The sequence below is a fragment of the Vibrio sp. 1457 genome (genome assembly GCF_033340195.1).
Lineage (GTDB): Bacteria > Pseudomonadota > Gammaproteobacteria > Enterobacterales > Vibrionaceae > Vibrio > Vibrio alginolyticus.
The window spans coordinates 128,638-144,314 of record NZ_JAWOWA010000005.1 but is presented as its reverse complement, the minus strand read 5'-3'; the positions used below and the strand labels follow the sequence as shown (position 1 = coordinate 144,314).

The window sequence follows — 15,677 nt, the reverse complement described above, 5'->3', positions numbered from 1 at the left end:
CTGTCAGTATTGATAAACCAACAAAACTAATGACTATTTTAATAATAAAAAGGAGTGTGCAAGCTCCTACCGTAGCCCTTATCACTACTGCGTTAATCATATTGATTAGCGTATCGCTTTCTCACTACTTCCTCACTCCTGTGGATAGGCTACCTACCATCAAGCCTTTAGAATTCGAAAGTGAGAATGTGCAGCCACCAATTAATAAGAATACTCGTAGGCAAAAAATCACTATCGGTGTTGTTGAATACTCTTTTGTCGCTTCATTATTAAAATCAGGAGTGAGTCAAAAAGAGATCAACTTGCTATTAGCACATATCAAAAGCAAGTTTAATATTATTGACTCTATTAAAAGAGGTGATAACTTTATCTTAAGAACTAAATTAAATAGTAAAAACGAAACTTACATTAGTTCTTTTTACTATTTAGGCAGTAAAACTGATTTATTTATTATCAATGATGGTCACGGTAACGTATTTGATGAGCATGGTGTGTCGATAAATAATCAGTTCATGTTTTCTTCACCCTTTGATAAAAACTACAGAGTGAGCTCTGACTATGACTTAAAGCGAACACATCCAGTGACCAATATAACGACTCCGCACTTAGGCACTGATTATGCCACACCTGTAGGTACACCGATTCGTAGTATTGCTGATGGCATCGTTTTAAAGTCCCGCTACAACCGTTTTGCCGGCAACTACATTAATATCCGCCACACAAATGGCTCTGTATCACGCTACCTACACTTATCTCAGCGCAACGTCCATGTTGGTGAGAAGATCAGCCGAGGACAAGTGATAGGGAAAACGGGTAACACAGGAAGAACAACAGGGCCGCATTTACACCTTGAACTGCACATCAATGGTATTCCAATTGATTACGAGCGATACATTCAAAGGCACCCAAACGCTGACGTAAATATAGAAATGCTGATTGCAGCGAGAAAAGAAAAAGCAGAGTTAACAGCGGAATGGCAACGGTATGAGCAGTCAAATAGGTAACAACAGTCACTTCGATTCGTGTATTCTTCCTACTGCCATTTATCCGCAACTACAGTAGACCATAACTTTGCTCTAAATCACATAAAACCTTTTCAAATAAGCGACTTTTACTGAAATTACATGTGGTCAATAAAAAATGATAATTTATCGATTTTACTGAAATAACCCAAGCATGTTCATACGCATGATGTTTTCTTGGATTTCTGAATCGTGCAAGTTACAGGTTGAGCACTTCTCTTTGCCTTCAATTTTGTATTTCAGACAGCACGTTTCTCGTCTCACGTAGAGCTTTTGAAAGCCATTAAAGGTCACCTTTTTTACCGTGTTTAACTCACCGCCTTTTGGTGTTACCGCGTTAAATAGGTTTTGCTGCCACTTTGATGCCGCTTGCACGTCTAGATCTAACCTGTCATTGGCTAATGGTTGATGCGCAAGTTTAGAAAACGCCAAATCACACGCGTACAAGGCATTCCCCCAAAACACTTTCGGGCTAACTTTCTGCTTTTTGTACAACGGCACCAATGGCTCCGAGAGCGTCGTAATGACTTGCGCAAGTTTCTCATCTAAAGCCAGTTCTGACTCCACTTGCATCGCGTTTTCGTTGCCAGCCTCAAGAGCAAAGAAAGGGATTGCACTCGACACTTCAATGCTTGCGACACGATGGTCTTCACCAATGCTCAGATACAGGTCATCGAGTGTTAGCTGCAACACACGATCAAACACCACACGGTGACCAACCAGCGACGTCAGCAAAATCGCGTTGAACACTTTCTGCCAAATCGGCACGGCAAATGGCAATTTCGCCTCAATAGAATCTGCGTAATCTTGCACAACAGCAGGAAACTCACGCTCAAACCATTCACTGGCTTTAATGCCTTTCGGCTGTTCAGCAAAACGTAAGCGGAAGAAAGGTTCGTGTCGATTCAAGATGGCTTGCTGCTCGCTGACACTCAGCGTTTTAACATTCTCAGGCAAAGACACTAAAGTACGAAACTGATTAAACAGGTTTTCCATTAACGCACTTCCTCACGAACATAAGCTTTTGGTAAACAGTAAACGTAGCCATCAATGACTTCCATTTTTCCTTCCACTTTAAACACCGATTCAAGGGTCGATTGAGTAAGCACGTCCAAAGGCGCCCCCTGTTTTAAGATCTGACCTTTTTTCATTAGTACCAGTTCATCACAGAACTGCGCAGCTTGGCTGAGTTCATGGAGAACATAAACGATGGTTAAGTTGCGTTCCTTGTTCAACTTATCGAGCACTTCAAGTAACTCGAGTTGGTGACCTAAATCGAGATAACTGGTTGGTTCATCCAGCAATAACCACTGAGCTTCTTGCGCCAAACACATCGCCAGCCAAACGCGCTGACGCTCACCGCCCGACAACGTACTCACTACACGCTTTTCGTAACCAGCCAACCCGACAGAAGCAAGCGACTCAATAATCACTTCTTGGTCACGCTCACTGTTGCCCTGATACCACTTGCGATGAGCAGCACGACCAAGCGCAACAAGGTGCTCGACCAAGACACCTTCTGGTGCCTTAGGATGTTGAGGCAGAATCGCAATGTGCTTAGCGAGATCTTTAAGCTTCCATTGGTTAAGTGCTTTGCCTTTAAAAGTCACGTCGCCTTTTTTCGCTTTTATCGCACCGGTTAAGGTCTTCATCAGCGTACTTTTACCGCACCCATTTGGGCCAATGAACGCCGTCACCTTACCTTCTTGAAGACGGATGTTCACATCGCTCAAGATCATCGTATCGTTGTAGCCTGAGGTGAGCGATTGCCCTTCAAGCCCTTTTGAAGATAGGGTCATTATGAGTGTTTCCTTAACAAGAAGAGGAAAAATGGCACACCAAGCAGTGCGGTAATCACGCCCGCTGGAATTTCGGTTGGGAACAGTAAGTGTTTGGCTAAAACATCTGAAAGCGCGAGGAAGCCAGCGCCGAAAATCAACGTCGTGAACATGGTTCGCAAAGGCTCATTCGCACTGAGCAAACGTGCAATGTGCGGAATCACCAATCCCACAAAACCAATCGGCCCAACCGCTGAAACGGCAGGTGCAGTAATAAATACCGTACCTAAAAGAATCCCCAAACGCAGCAGAGCACCGTTGATACCAATGCCACGCAAAATCGCGTCATCGTAGCGTACCCATTTCAATGGCAAATACACCAAAACAATGAACGCTAAACAGGCCAAGAACCAAGGCAGAAGATAACTTACTTGCTCCCAACCTCGTCCATACATACCACCCGCCATCCATTGCAATGCGATGTCGGTTTTACCCTGACCAATAGTGAAGATCAGCGCCGAACTCAACGCGCCAAGAATCGCCGTGATCGCTACACCTGTGAGTAGAGTGAGACTGGTATTTCCGATTCGGCTAACGATCAAAACAGGAATCGCACTGAGCAAACCACCCGCCATTGAAAACAGCAGCAACGCGCTTTCTGTGGTGATATTCCAATTAAACCAAGCGGGCAACAAAATCGCACAAACAGCACCAAGAGAAGCACCAGCGTTCACCCCTAAAATACCGCTGTCTGCCAACGGGTTTTTGAGGGTGGTTTGCAGCAATAAGCCGGATACTGCCAGCATCATACCCGCCATAATCGCCAGCAAAAATCTTGGTAACGTTAGCGACCAAAATGGGTGGTAAGTACCGCGAGTAATAAACAGTTCACCTGCTTGTCTAAGCTCTGGGTTAGAAGCGATAAACAGTGCAGGAGCGAACACCAGCAAAGCCAAGCAAGGGAATAAGAAACGCGTTTTCATTATTTCCCTCTCAGCTCACGAACAATCAACATAAGAAACCAAGGCGCACCTAAAGTCGCGGTAATGACGCCAATCGGAATTTCCAACGGCATAAGCAGGGTTCGAGAAAGGAGATCTGCTGCGGTAACGAGTGCCGCACCAATCAAAGCTGCACCGCCAAGTCCCAACCCCATCATGCGAGCGAGATGAGGGGCAACAAGGCCAACAAAACCGACAGGACCAAATGCACCAACCGCAACCGCAGTAAGCACGACAGAGACAAAACCAAACGCCAATCTATAACGGTTAATCGCGATACCTAGACCACGAGCAACGGTGTCATCCAGCAGTAAGTAACCACGCTGTCGATGTGTCACCGCAAGCAATATAAACGCAGGAATGACGGTATAAACAAGCGGCGTAAACACCGACCAATTCGCGCCTGCGTTACTGCCCGTTAACCAGAAAAACAGTGACTCACTGTCTACGCGATCCGACAGAAGAATGTAGGTCACCGCTGCTTGGCAAAACGCACTCACGGAAATGCCAGCTAACGCCAAACGCGCTGGTGTGACGCCCTGTTTCCAACTAATGGATAAGGTAATGGCACCGCCAAGCAAACCACCTACAATCCCCCAAAACAACGTTGGCAATGACAGCAAGAACATGGTCGCCGTTAACACGCTAAGCGCAGCGCCAGACATCACACCGGTCAGGTTTGGAGACGCTAACGGGTTGCGAACGATGTCTTGCATGAGCGAGCCGGATACCGCCAACGCCGCCCCACCCAAGAGTGCGATTAAGGTGCGAGGTAAACGTAGTTCCCAAAACACTAAAGATGCTTGGTTGCTTGAATCAGAAATCAAAAACGCCATGATTTGCTGCGCATCAAAATGGTAAATGCCACTCGACAAAGACGCATAAACCACTGTTAGCAGCAAAGCCGTCGCCAAACTGCGAACCATCACCGCACTTGGTTTGGTTATCCTAAGAACATGAGCCATTGATCACCTCATAAACTCGTTCAACAGAAGGCGCAGGGAAAAGATCGGGATACACTTTGTGGGCGATATCCATCGCGACCCAAATTCGTGAAAGTGGCCCTTCTGGCTCTCGCCATGTCATATCAACCAAGTAAACTCGATTGTTCTTCACCGCTTTTAGGCTTTGCCAAATTTTCGATTCGGTAAATTGTGGCTCGGCGTTCTGGTACATAAAAATCACATCGGGATCGAGTTTCACCAACCACTCAAGACCCACTTGCCCAGAAAAAGGCGTTTTCGTCGCGTACGGCGAGTCACCATTCGCACTTCGGATATTCAATTTTTCCATAAGAGCAACGGACATAAAGTGTGAGTAGTATGCTCGCGGAGTGACGCCTGCACTTGTAAGAAATAAACCAGAAAACTGTCTATTACCGAGCTTTGATTGCATTTCATCAAGAAAAGTCTGAAAACACATATTTAGTGATTTCCCTTGCTCTTCTCGCCCCATTGCCATGCTTGCACGCTCTACCGCAGAAAAACTGTCTTCTAAAGTAATCAAATCAAAACCGAGAGGCGGTGCGATTTCGACGAAGCGCTGATAGTAAGGCTCTAACATTCGCCCCAAACCAACAACCAAATCTGGCTTCGCATCGTACAAAGCTTCAAAGCTGGTTCTTGAACGATTACCAAGACTTGGCACGTCATTTAAAGCAGAAAGATAAGGAGGAAATCCACCAGGATAATCGGATACACCAACAGGCTTCTCATCCATTGCTATTACTAGCTCTGCACCAAAAGTAGACACGCTTGCAACACGCGGGAAATGGGTCACATTCGACGTCGAAATAGTATGGTCTAGATCATCGACAACTGATGCGCTTAACCTACTTGCATAAGCAAGCTGAATAGACAGCATTTGGCTAATTATTGAAATGATAACGACTGCTGTAAAATTGCCCATTAAATTACAAATGATAATTATTGATATTTACATTACTTCTTTGCGTGCTAGACTACCACGTAATTACAAAGTGCTCAATAATCGCTAGCTAAATCAATTTATTAACAAGTTTATAAAAGACAACTTTTAGTTGCAGGAAGTTATGAAACTCAAACTATCTAAGCTAAATATTGCAGTGGTAAGTGCAATTACTCTTTCACCTTTCGGCGTTTCAGCGGAAAGTAACGACCAAGTCCAAGCAATGGAAACAATGGTTGTTACCGCAAGCCGTTCTCAACAGCTGCTTAACGACGTTCCTCGCTCTGTGACCGTTATCGACCAAGCACAACTTCAATCTCAATTGAACCAAAGCCGCAGCATCAACGATGTGCTTTCAACCTTGGTTCCAGGTATGGGGACTTCTGTTCACGGTAACCTGAGCAGCAAAGGTCAAAACCAAATCCGTGGTCGTCGCGTTCTGCTATTGATTGACGGTGTTGCACAAAACAACAGCTTCCTAGATTTTGGCCAAGAGTTGTCGGCGATTGATCCGCAAAACGTTGAGCGTATCGAAGTTATCCGCGGTGGTTCTGCGGTATACGGCCTTGGCGCACAGGGCGGTATCATCAACGTGATCACCAAAATGCCAGAAGAAGGCGCAGTAGAATATCGCACTAAAGTTGGCACAAGCTTCCAAGAGTTTGGTAGCGATGCGTTCACTTGGAACGTTTACCAAGAAGCGACTGGCGGTGATAAGAAAGATCAATGGCGTTTAGGTCTGGGTTACGAGCAACGTGGCGGCAGCTACGATGCTAACGGTGACCGCCTACCTTCGGTAAACAACGAAGATGACATGGACAACCTAAACGTAAACGGCGTTTGGAACCGTAACATCGACGAAAATCGTTCACTGACTTTGACTGTTGGCGTTCGTAACATTACTGACAACGACGGCTGGTGTGCAGCGAATGGCGATGCAGCTAACGGCAAACCTGCAGAAGCGGTTCACTGTGGCCCAGGTTACAACAACGGCGTTGCAGGCAAAGATGGCGCGAAACCAAATGACGTGACACGTACGTTCGCTAACTACCAAGCACGTTACCAAGATCTGGGCTTTAGCCTAGGTATGCTCGACGTAACGGGTTACTGGATGGCTCAAGATACTGAGACGTTCACGCTTGCGATGAAAGACAAGAACCCAAATTCTCCAACCTTTGGTCAAACGCTATACGGCCACAACGAGACAGATTTTGATCGTTTCGGCGTGAAAGCCAACATCTCTAGCCAAATTGATTGGGCATTCGTGACTTGGGGTATGGACGTTGAACAACAGTCGTTCAAACAGCCAAACAGCGTCGGTTTCTACAACAACACACCGGATGTAGAGCAATTTGCTATCGCACCATTCGCACAGTTCATTACTGATGTAAGCGATAACACGGTTCTTTCTTACGGTATCCGTTACGAGTACGTTCGCCTAAGCGTGGATGATTTCACGGTAGGTAACACGCACAACAATGCAGGTGATCAAGTTCAAGGCGGTGATCCGTACTTTGACAAGTTCCTATTCAACATTGGTGTGACACACGATCTGACCGACAACCACCAGCTGTTTGCATCTTTCGCGCAAGGTATGTCAACGAACGAAGCACTACGTGACATTCGTTCTGGCAACAGCTCAACAGTTGAAGGTGCTATCAAGCCAATTACTACTGACAACTACGAAGTGGGTGTGCGCGGTTTCCTTGGTGGAGCGGACTACTCTCTTGCAGCGTTCTACAGCGAATCTGACCTAGGTTCGACACTGAACGTAAACGAAGCCGGCGATGCGCTAGAAAGTACTCGTGCACCAGAAAAAGTTTGGGGTGCGGAAGCAACGCTTGGTTACAGCATTCTTGCTAACCTTCGTACAGACAGCACGATCTCTTGGCAAGAAGGTGAGCGTAAACTTAACGAAGACAGCGGTTGGGAACCACTAGACGGCACGCGTATCGCACCATTGAAAGTAACGTCTGTTATCAGTTACGACGCTTACGAATTCGGTCGCTACAACATGACGCTGGTTTACTCAGGCAACCGTGATAAAGAAGATGAAATCACTTCTGGCGCGAAATACGCAGTAGACAGCTACTTCGTTGCAAACGCTGGTGTGGACTACGATCTTCCGTTCGGTACGTTAAGCTTCGCTGTTGAAAACCTATTCAACGAAGACTACATGACGGCGTACGCGCAATCAGAGCGTAACAACTCACGTTACTACAACGCACCGGGTCGTCGCTTCCACTTGAACTACGAAGTGAAATACTAAACTTAAAACACAGAAAATGCGCTTAATCAGATTAAGCGCATGTCTTTCACTTCTACTGTTATATTCGTGATTTATTACCTTAAAATTCAAACTAGTGCCGGGTACTAGCTTTGTTTCCTAAATCAGGCAACTAAATCTTCAACCCATGAGCTGAGCAGCTAAGTTCACTCATATACTTAGGCTAATAGCCAGTCTCGCTACAGAACAACCAATTGGAAACACAACAACCAAGCTTTAATCACCCGCTGTTAACGGACATTTTTAATTAAGAGACTGTTCAGCTATGGAAGCAAATCAAGCAAGGGAACCAACCTGGAAGACCTCGCCTATTTAATGACTTAGCGATTACGATGGCTCCTATGGTTAAGCATGTATTTTCATTGCCGCTTAGTTAAGTTTGAGAAATTACAATGCTCAAGTTGGAAAAACCTACGCCATGATAGAAGTGTTAAACAAACTCACTTAGCTAGGTATTTCATCCTAAAGCAGATATAAAATAGCCCCTTCAAAAATGTCATAAACTTAAAAAGCAATAGACTTATGAAGAGGCAATATCAAATTATGGTTGCACCAAATATCAATATATGGTTGCTTTTACACTTGTTACATTCAGTCGATTTACTCTTTACCGAACACGTTGTTCTCTTGTTCTTGAACGCGGATGAATGTAGTACGCTTGGTTAGCTCTTTAAGCTTTGCTGCACCTACGTATGTACATGTTGAGCGAACGCCTCCAAGGATGTCTTGAATAGTGCCGTGAACGCTACCACGGTATGGCAATAATACGGTTTTACCTTCAGCCGCACGGTAGCCAGCGACACCACCTGAGTGCTTATCCATCGCGCTCTTCGACGACATGCCATAGAATTTCATGAACTTCTCGCCGTCTTTCTCGATCACTTCGCCGCCTGACTCTTCGTGACCCGCTAGCATCCCACCTAGCATTACGAAGTCCGCGCCACCACCGAATGCTTTCGCTACGTCACCCGCACAAGAACAGCCACCGTCACCGACGATCATGCCACCAAGGCCGTGCGCTGCATCACCACACTCGATGATTGCAGAAAGCTGCGGGTAACCAACACCCGTTTTTACACGAGTTGTACATACAGAGCCTGGGCCGATACCCACTTTAACGATGTCTGCACCAGCTAGGATTAGCTCTTCACACATATCACCAGTAACCACGTTGCCTGCAGAAATGACCTTGTCTGGGAACTCAGCTCGCACGCGTTCAACATACTCGACCAAATGCTCTGAGTAACCATTTGCAATGTCGATACAAATGAAAATAAATTCATCTGAAAGTGCCATGATGTCTTTGGTTTTTTGGAAGTCTGCGTCAGATGTCCCAGTAGACACCATAACGTTATTCATGGTTACTTTATCTGCTGATTTAGCAAACTCAGCCCAATCTTCTACCGTGTAATGTTTGTGAACAGCGGTCATTACACCATGCTCAGCCAGGGCTTTAGCCATTGCAAAGCTACCAACCGAATCCATGTTTGCTGCGATTACTGGCACACCAGACCATTGACGACCACTATGCTTGAATGTAAAATCGCGGGTTAAATTTACTTGAGAACGGCTCTTAAGGGTAGAACGTTTCGGGCGAAACAGTACATCTTTAAAACCTAACTTAAGTTCTTGTTCGATACGCATTGTGTAATTCCTTGATTCATATGTATATGTGTCATCTCAGAGTGCGTAGTGATTTCGTTGGCAGACGAGTTCACTGTTCTTCGGACACAAAAAAACCGGAGCGTTGGCAGACGCTCCGGTTTTCAGCATTATAGGCTGTGATTTATTTCCTACAAGTCTGATATTTGAATTTTTTTTGTGATACCATCTTGATAATCGCATATCAAAAACACTCCTCAAGTCGTTATTTTTTCTCATTATTTATAATTATCAACAACTTAAGAAAACGTTTAAGTTAACCTCTTGCGCAAACCTTTGCGTCATCCCTTTAAAATGAAAACGCATCACCTCTCAAATCTGCCTAAAACTCAATCACCTAATACTAAGATGCCCTGCTAATTCGAAAAAAGTACTCAAAAAAATCGACGAATTTTCTCAGCAATGCATGAAATCTAATTAAACTCGATAGAGCTCTTGGGTGATAGCGGTACGAAGAGTGCTAACGACATCACTTGCCAAAAGACCAATTTGACCATTCTGACTCACGTTTATATCAGCAGCATGACTGTGAAGTACCACACCTAAACGTGCGGCAACAGAAATTGGTAAACCTTTGGCTAGTAATGCACCAATGACTCCAGATAACACATCTCCCATTCCCCCCGTCGCCATTCCGGCGTTACCCGCTAGACAGACGTACATTCTCGTTCCATCGTAAATAAGCGTCCCCGCGCCTTTTAAAACCACTACACCGCCATAACGCTCTTGCAGTTGTCTTGCAGCAGAGTATCGGTCACTTTCTATTTGTTGAATGGTTACATTTAGTAGTCGAGCTGCCTCTCCAGGATGCGGCGTGATCACTCGATGGTTGTCGCACACTAGAGTGCCATCGCATCGCTGGCTCAGCATCGCTAGAATATTGAGGCCATCAGCATCAACAACTTTAGGTTTCTGCTCTTGAGCCAGATATTGATAGGCTTGATAAGCCCACTCATCATCTCCAAAGCCAGGACCAAACACTAATACGTCAGCCCAGCGTATGCGTTTAGTTAAGTCGTTCTCAGTATCCCTGAGCAAGTTAGTGGTGATGCTCTGGCTCATTACTTCTGGGCAACCAACCTGCAGTGGAATAAGGCTACTCGTGTGAGTAATTGCGGCAGTTAAACCCGCTCCGGTTCTAATCGCTGCGGAGGAACATAAACGAATCGCCCCAGACATCCCTTGGTTGCCACCAACACAAAGCAACTTCCCGTTGTCACCTTTATGGACCGTTGGATTTGGCTTGGGCATTAATCTTGAAACAACCTGATGATCAATACCTAATGCACTTTCTACTTCGATAGTATCAAACTTAGTATTGACGCCTAAACCACAAAAGTAGAGCTCGCCAACGCGATCTCTCGCTTGTCCAGTGCATAAGCCTTGCTTAACCCCAATGAAGGTTACTGTATGCTCGGCACGAATAGCATCACCTAAAACTGCACCTGTATTAGCACACAGACCAGAAGGAACGTCGACTGCAATCACAGGGGTATGAATTTGATTAATTTGGTCAATATAGCGACGATACTCCGAACGAACCTCACCGCTTAAACCAGTACCTAACATGGCATCAATGATCACATCTGCCTCTAACAATGCGGTATTCCATTCATCCCAATCATTGTTAACACCGTCGATTGACTGCCAATCTTGGTATGCGCGCAAAGCATCACCTTTTAGCGCAGATACATCACCAATTTGGAAAACATGTACATTGAGTTGAGCTTGTTTCGCAAGAGATGCAAATACGTAACCATCGCCACCGTTATTCCCTTTACCGCAAATCACTAAGATATTTTTTGATTTAGGATACAGATGTAAAAAGCGCTCATACACGGCCATACCAGCGCGTTGCATTAAGCTATACATAGAAACACCAGCCATTTGCGCAGCCAGCGTTTCACCGTTTTTTACTTGCTCTGCGGTGTAGAGTTTTAGGGCGAGATTAAAGTCCATGTTCACGTTCTACGCATTGGGAAACACAATTATAAGTATACAAAAAAGCCAAGGCGGACCTTGGCTTTTGAGAAAGTTTTTTATCGCTATTGATTCTGAGACATCAGAGCTTCAGCCGTCGCATCTTGTATAGACAAAAACAACGAGTTGATTTTTCCAGTCGGTGTGCGCATTGGGTTCAACGTAACATTCTGGTACATAAACTCCGCTTGCTGCGTAACTGGTCGAACATTGCGACAGCAGAATAAGTAAGGTCGTTGTCGCCATGTGATGAAGCTGCGACAGCCTAGGTCATACACTGGTTTTGTTTTTAATTTAAACCACTCCTGTGGGATTTCAGGGAAGATATCAAATATAGAACGACCTATCGCATCATGAGACTGCAAACCACTGTGATGAGTCATAAACCCATTCCAGACCTGTACATTGTAATCTCGATCAATGACCACTAAGCCCATGTCAACGTTTTGTACCATATCCACCATCCAATGGAATTGTTCAAACTCTGCTGGCATATTCAACATTAGAACTCCTCCATTAGATAAGACAGTTTGTTATCAAGCAGCGGCAAGGATTCGTCCACAAACATAAACAACAAGTCACAACGAATCGACGTTCCTTCAATGTTGTAGCTCACTTCGAATGTCATCGTGCGGCTGAATGCTCCAGTTGTAGATTCAATGATCGAGTCAATTGAGATGTGCTGACCAAGGAGTACCGGTGGACTTTGGAAGAATCGGACTTCAGACTGCTCGCCTAAACCATTTAAGAACGACCCCACCAAAATATTAGAAATATCCATTAGCAGCTCAAGCTCTTCTAGCTCTTCGCTGTCTGCTGGTACTTTCATCAACTTTTTGAGATCAGATACGCTTGAATCACTCAAAATCACTAGCGCTTCGCCAGCAATACCTTCGCCACAAAATCCCTGACAAACACCCGATACGTTGTCATGCGACGCCAAGTCGCGTAGGGCCATGTGAAGTTCGCTCACTTCAAAGATATTGACGTTCGGCAGAGGTAGTTGCACAAACACATCAAAGTGACGCGCCAATGCATCGGCTGCTCGACCAATTGAAACGTTAGCCACTTCCATGTAAATATCGCGACGACGTAAAATCGGTAACTCAATAGAGACAGGCGTGATAATTTGAGGACGAGGTTCTGGCTCGACCAACTCTTTAAGCGCCTTCTTGAGTTCATCTTTGGCGATCGGTTTTTGAATAAACGCTTTTGCACCCAGTGCGAACACGCGCTCTTTCGCTTTAGGTTGGATATCCCCCGACACAACAACCACCGGAGTTTTATCCCCCAACCGTTGCATGTGCTCTAGTGTTTCAAAGCCATCCATTTCTGGCATGGTCAAATCAAGAAACATCAATTTAAACTCGTTTTTTTCGAGTTCTTCTAGCGCGTTTTTTCCGTGGATAGCAAACGTAATATCGGCATTCAATGTGGCTGGTAGTGATCTCGCCATCTGTTTGCGTGCTAACGCTGAATCATCACAGATGAGTACGGGAAAAGACATTCAATCACCTTTTTATATTCCACAATCTGCGCCGGAGTCTAACAGATTGTTACAGCATGTAATACGAGAAAACTGACGAGTTTTTTATTTCTTTATTATTCAATAAGCATACGCAATATGAATGAATGAGTGAACAAAATGACTAAAAAGCAAGCATCACATTCGCTGTTTAGTGACATAAAACAAACATGGGTAAAACTCCTCCACCCAAAGTAAGCAAAAAGTTGCAGCTAACATCCAAAGCCCATTTTTGCTCGAATTTCATTCTTTCCATTTCCATAATGGGTAAACAGTAACGCGCTAAAACTAAAAAGGCACCCTGCTAGAGGATGCCTTTAATAATAATTTCATCGATAAGATATCAATTCTATGGCACACCATGGCCTTTAGAAGCCACCCATACGCGATACCATTGCTCTCGAGTAAGTTCGATGTTCAATGCATTAACTGCAGTTTGCACACGCTCGATTTTACCAGAACCAATGATTGGAATAGGGTTAGATGGCAAACGACGTACCCAGGCATAAATTACTTGGTCAATACTCGCTGCGCCCACTTCTTCACGAATTGCTTCTAATTCGTTACGGACACGAACAGCTTGCTCAGTTTCACCGCTAAAAATTGAACCACCACCGAGGCAAGACCAAGCCATTGGTCGCGTGCGCAACATTTGCATTTGATCAAGCGTTCCATCGTGAGCAACCTCAAAGTTAAGTGGGTTGATTTCCACTTGGTTAGTAACCAACGGCTTACCTAAGCGAGATTGCAGCAGTTCAAACTGGCGTGGAGTGAAGTTAGACACACCAAAGTGCTTCACTTTGCCGACTTTGTGAAGCTCAGAAAATGCTTCTGCAACCTCGTCTGCATCCGTTAACACGTCAGGACGATGAATTAAAAGTACGTCGATTTCATCCACATTCAAACGTTCTAGCGAGCTATTCACCGATTGGTAGATATGTGCTGAGCTCGTGTCGTAGTGATTGATCTTACGCTCTGGCGTTTTATCGCCACACAAATTGATGTCGCATTTCGTCACGATCTGAATTTGTTCACGAACACTCTTGTCTAAAGCTAGCGCTTCACCAAACAACGCCTCACACTCGTAATTACCGTAGATGTCGGCGTGATCGACTGTCGTAATGCCTAACTCAATGTGTTGCTTGAGGAATGACAAACGCTCTTGAGCCGTCATTCCCCACTCAACTGCACGCCAATATCCTTGAACCAGCTCTGAGAACTCTGGGCCTTTTGGTGCAGTTACTACTTTTGCAACCATGGGTTTTCTCCTTCAATTGATCTGCATTCATCGTAGTCTTGTTTTCGTACCGGCTCAACGGGTAAACTTTCGCAATTCGAACTGGAGTACGAAATATGTCTTTTGCCCAACGCCTAGCCACCCTGATCGGAGAAGAAAGCATCAGCGGGTTCGCTCGACGCGTCGATGTGTCTGAAGCTTTAATACGCAAATACCTTAAAGGCAGTGAACCTAGCCTAACTAAAGCAAATCAAATTGCAATGCGCGCCAATTGCTCTCTCGAATGGTTAGCAACGGGATGCGGTTATTTATATCGCCGTGCTGAAGTCGTGGATATGGATGCGTACAAACTTGCCTTTCAACACGTTATGAATCAGCCGTTGTCAGACGATGCAGAAGAGCTACACCGCAAGCTAATTGCAGGATATCAATACCTGCGCGCTCACAAAAAATCGGATGGTTTTTTGGATGAATCAGCAATGGCGACCTTCCTATCTCTCCATAAAGAATCTAAAAACGAGTCACTTTGACCTCGATAATTTCGCCATCACTGCGCAAGTGCACATTTAAGGACGGTGATGGCGTCAGAAACTCGTCCGGTTTTACCCAAAGCAAACTTCGAATCGTTTCTTGTGGATAGCGGTTCATCAACAAAATAACTTCTTTATCGACAAGCTCGGAAGATTTCTTTTCCAGAGCTTCAACGACATCATATTGCTCTTTTCCGATAGTGACTCTGCGTAAAACTAACCCATCCTTTCTTAAGTTGAGAAGTAAGTCATTCAGACGCTGCCACTCGTATTCAGTAAGAAACGAGAACTGAGCACTTTCTCTTCTCAAAATCACTTCACCATACAAGTGCTGCTGGTAGTACGAAAAATCATCCAAACAAAATGCGTTGATAAACGTTGAGTTGTCTCGCAACTGCACTTCGCAACCATACCAGCTTCCACTTTTTTCTATACGTTCTTTTAAATTGGAATATGGCATTGCTGACAACGTGTCTTGCCACCAGCTCGGCGTTGAAAGTGCCGGAAACGTTACCGAACAACAACATAAAGAAAGTAAGAGTCGAAGATAAAAGCGCATGCACTGCTCTAGTTGGTTGACATCGAACCAAGACATTACTAACTGCAAGAAAATGTTCAAGAGAAAAATAGTGGCAGGTGGCGATGAAAGTTATGGTGATGAAAGTTATAACGCAGAAATTAAGAAGGCGCACATGTTCGTGCGCCTCTACCTCGTTACTCAATCGTGAG

Annotated in this window: 14 protein-coding genes; 3 read left to right on the top strand and 11 right to left on the bottom strand. The window is 44.9% G+C overall.

The annotated features are described in order from the left end of the window. Positions 1–29: 29 nt before the first annotated feature. Positions 30–1,004, top strand: a complete 975-nt coding sequence (locus tag R7Z41_RS07430; protein WP_065275203.1) for a peptidoglycan DD-metalloendopeptidase family protein — start codon at positions 30–32, stop codon at positions 1,002–1,004. Between the two features lie 153 nt (positions 1,005–1,157). On the opposite strand, the gene R7Z41_RS07425 is transcribed toward R7Z41_RS07430, so the two are convergent. The 5 genes from R7Z41_RS07425 to R7Z41_RS07405 are packed head-to-tail and all read right to left on the bottom strand — an operon-like array spanning position 1,158 to position 5,709. Beyond that, the gene (locus R7Z41_RS07425) at positions 1,158–2,018 is read right to left on the bottom strand and encodes a (2Fe-2S)-binding protein (RefSeq protein WP_206970268.1); all 861 of its coding nucleotides are present in this window, start codon (positions 2,016–2,018) and stop codon (positions 1,158–1,160) included. Beyond that, a complete protein-coding gene (locus R7Z41_RS07420) occupies positions 2,018–2,821 on the bottom strand; it encodes an ABC transporter ATP-binding protein (RefSeq protein WP_206970273.1) in 804 nt (267 codons plus the stop codon). The genes R7Z41_RS07425 and R7Z41_RS07420 overlap by 1 nt, the downstream gene beginning before the upstream one ends. After that, entirely contained in the window at positions 2,821–3,783 is a 963-nt protein-coding gene (locus tag R7Z41_RS07415; protein WP_206970277.1) for a FecCD family ABC transporter permease, read from the bottom strand. Before R7Z41_RS07415 ends, R7Z41_RS07420 begins: the two co-directional genes overlap by 1 nt. After that, positions 3,783–4,766 carry a FecCD family ABC transporter permease gene (locus R7Z41_RS07410; RefSeq protein ID WP_206970289.1) on the bottom strand — a complete coding sequence of 328 codons (984 nt, stop codon included), beginning with the start codon at positions 4,764–4,766 and terminating at the stop codon, positions 3,783–3,785. Before R7Z41_RS07410 ends, R7Z41_RS07415 begins: the two co-directional genes overlap by 1 nt. After that, on the bottom strand, positions 4,750–5,709 hold the full coding sequence (locus R7Z41_RS07405) for an ABC transporter substrate-binding protein (protein WP_206970292.1): 960 nt from the start codon (positions 5,707–5,709) through the stop codon (positions 4,750–4,752). The genes R7Z41_RS07410 and R7Z41_RS07405 overlap by 17 nt, the downstream gene beginning before the upstream one ends. Before the next feature lie 142 nt (positions 5,710–5,851). On the opposite strand from R7Z41_RS07405, the gene R7Z41_RS07400 reads away from it, so the two are divergent. Next, positions 5,852–7,996, top strand: a complete 2,145-nt coding sequence (locus R7Z41_RS07400; protein WP_206970295.1) for a TonB-dependent receptor — start codon at positions 5,852–5,854, stop codon at positions 7,994–7,996. 618 nt (positions 7,997–8,614) lie between these two features. On the opposite strand, the gene R7Z41_RS07395 is transcribed toward R7Z41_RS07400, so the two are convergent. From R7Z41_RS07395 to R7Z41_RS07375, 5 genes are all read right to left on the bottom strand, one after another. Then, a complete protein-coding gene (locus R7Z41_RS07395) occupies positions 8,615–9,658 on the bottom strand; it encodes a GMP reductase (RefSeq protein WP_005373458.1) in 1,044 nt (347 codons plus the stop codon). 435 nt (positions 9,659–10,093) lie between these two features. Next, positions 10,094–11,635: an NAD(P)H-hydrate dehydratase gene (locus R7Z41_RS07390; RefSeq protein ID WP_225477470.1), complete on the bottom strand. Its 1,542-nt coding sequence runs from the start codon at positions 11,633–11,635 to the stop codon at positions 10,094–10,096. Between the two features lie 86 nt (positions 11,636–11,721). After that, positions 11,722–12,159 carry a PAS domain-containing protein gene (locus R7Z41_RS07385; RefSeq protein WP_005373463.1) on the bottom strand — a complete coding sequence of 146 codons (438 nt, stop codon included), beginning with the start codon at positions 12,157–12,159 and terminating at the stop codon, positions 11,722–11,724. Then, positions 12,159–13,163 carry a response regulator gene (locus R7Z41_RS07380; RefSeq protein WP_005373466.1) on the bottom strand — a complete coding sequence of 335 codons (1,005 nt, stop codon included), beginning with the start codon at positions 13,161–13,163 and terminating at the stop codon, positions 12,159–12,161. The genes R7Z41_RS07385 and R7Z41_RS07380 overlap by 1 nt, the downstream gene beginning before the upstream one ends. A gap of 367 nt (positions 13,164–13,530) precedes the next feature. Next, positions 13,531–14,439, bottom strand: a complete 909-nt coding sequence (locus R7Z41_RS07375) for an aldo/keto reductase family oxidoreductase (protein ID WP_225477472.1) — start codon at positions 14,437–14,439, stop codon at positions 13,531–13,533. Positions 14,440–14,534: 95 nt separating this feature from the next. Between R7Z41_RS07375 and R7Z41_RS07370 the strand changes: the two genes are divergently transcribed. Next, positions 14,535–14,948, top strand: a complete 414-nt coding sequence (locus R7Z41_RS07370; protein WP_005387686.1) for a helix-turn-helix domain-containing protein — start codon at positions 14,535–14,537, stop codon at positions 14,946–14,948. Here R7Z41_RS07370 and R7Z41_RS07365 read toward each other — a convergent pair. Continuing rightward, complete coding sequence (locus tag R7Z41_RS07365) at positions 14,929–15,543, bottom strand: hypothetical protein (protein ID WP_080996737.1); 615 nt, start codon at positions 15,541–15,543, stop codon at positions 14,929–14,931. The genes R7Z41_RS07370 and R7Z41_RS07365 overlap by 20 nt on opposite strands. Between the last annotated feature and the right edge of the window lie 134 nt (positions 15,544–15,677).

Bases quoted from the DNA above. Each gene is read 5' to 3' on its own strand.
- R7Z41_RS07375 (WP_225477472.1), bottom strand. From the start codon at position 14,439: ATGGTTGCAAAAGTAGTAACTGCACCAAAAGGCCCAGAGTTCTCAGAG.
- R7Z41_RS07385 (WP_005373463.1), bottom strand. From the start codon at position 12,159: ATGTTGAATATGCCAGCAGAGTTTGAACAATTCCATTGGATGGTGGAT.
- R7Z41_RS07415 (WP_206970277.1), bottom strand. From the start codon at position 3,783: ATGAAAACGCGTTTCTTATTCCCTTGCTTGGCTTTGCTGGTGTTCGCT.
- R7Z41_RS07405 (WP_206970292.1), bottom strand. From the start codon at position 5,709: ATGGGCAATTTTACAGCAGTCGTTATCATTTCAATAATTAGCCAAATG.
- R7Z41_RS07380 (WP_005373466.1), bottom strand. From the start codon at position 13,163: ATGTCTTTTCCCGTACTCATCTGTGATGATTCAGCGTTAGCACGCAAA.
- R7Z41_RS07395 (WP_005373458.1), bottom strand. From the start codon at position 9,658: ATGCGTATCGAACAAGAACTTAAGTTAGGTTTTAAAGATGTACTGTTT.
- R7Z41_RS07420 (WP_206970273.1), bottom strand. From the start codon at position 2,821: ATGACCCTATCTTCAAAAGGGCTTGAAGGGCAATCGCTCACCTCAGGC.
- R7Z41_RS07370 (WP_005387686.1), top strand. From the start codon at position 14,535: ATGTCTTTTGCCCAACGCCTAGCCACCCTGATCGGAGAAGAAAGCATC.
- R7Z41_RS07430 (WP_065275203.1), top strand. From the start codon at position 30: ATGACTATTTTAATAATAAAAAGGAGTGTGCAAGCTCCTACCGTAGCC.
- R7Z41_RS07410 (WP_206970289.1), bottom strand. From the start codon at position 4,766: ATGGCTCATGTTCTTAGGATAACCAAACCAAGTGCGGTGATGGTTCGC.
- R7Z41_RS07425 (WP_206970268.1), bottom strand. From the start codon at position 2,018: ATGGAAAACCTGTTTAATCAGTTTCGTACTTTAGTGTCTTTGCCTGAG.
- R7Z41_RS07400 (WP_206970295.1), top strand. From the start codon at position 5,852: ATGAAACTCAAACTATCTAAGCTAAATATTGCAGTGGTAAGTGCAATT.
- R7Z41_RS07365 (WP_080996737.1), bottom strand. From the start codon at position 15,543: ATGTCTTGGTTCGATGTCAACCAACTAGAGCAGTGCATGCGCTTTTAT.
- R7Z41_RS07390 (WP_225477470.1), bottom strand. From the start codon at position 11,635: ATGGACTTTAATCTCGCCCTAAAACTCTACACCGCAGAGCAAGTAAAA.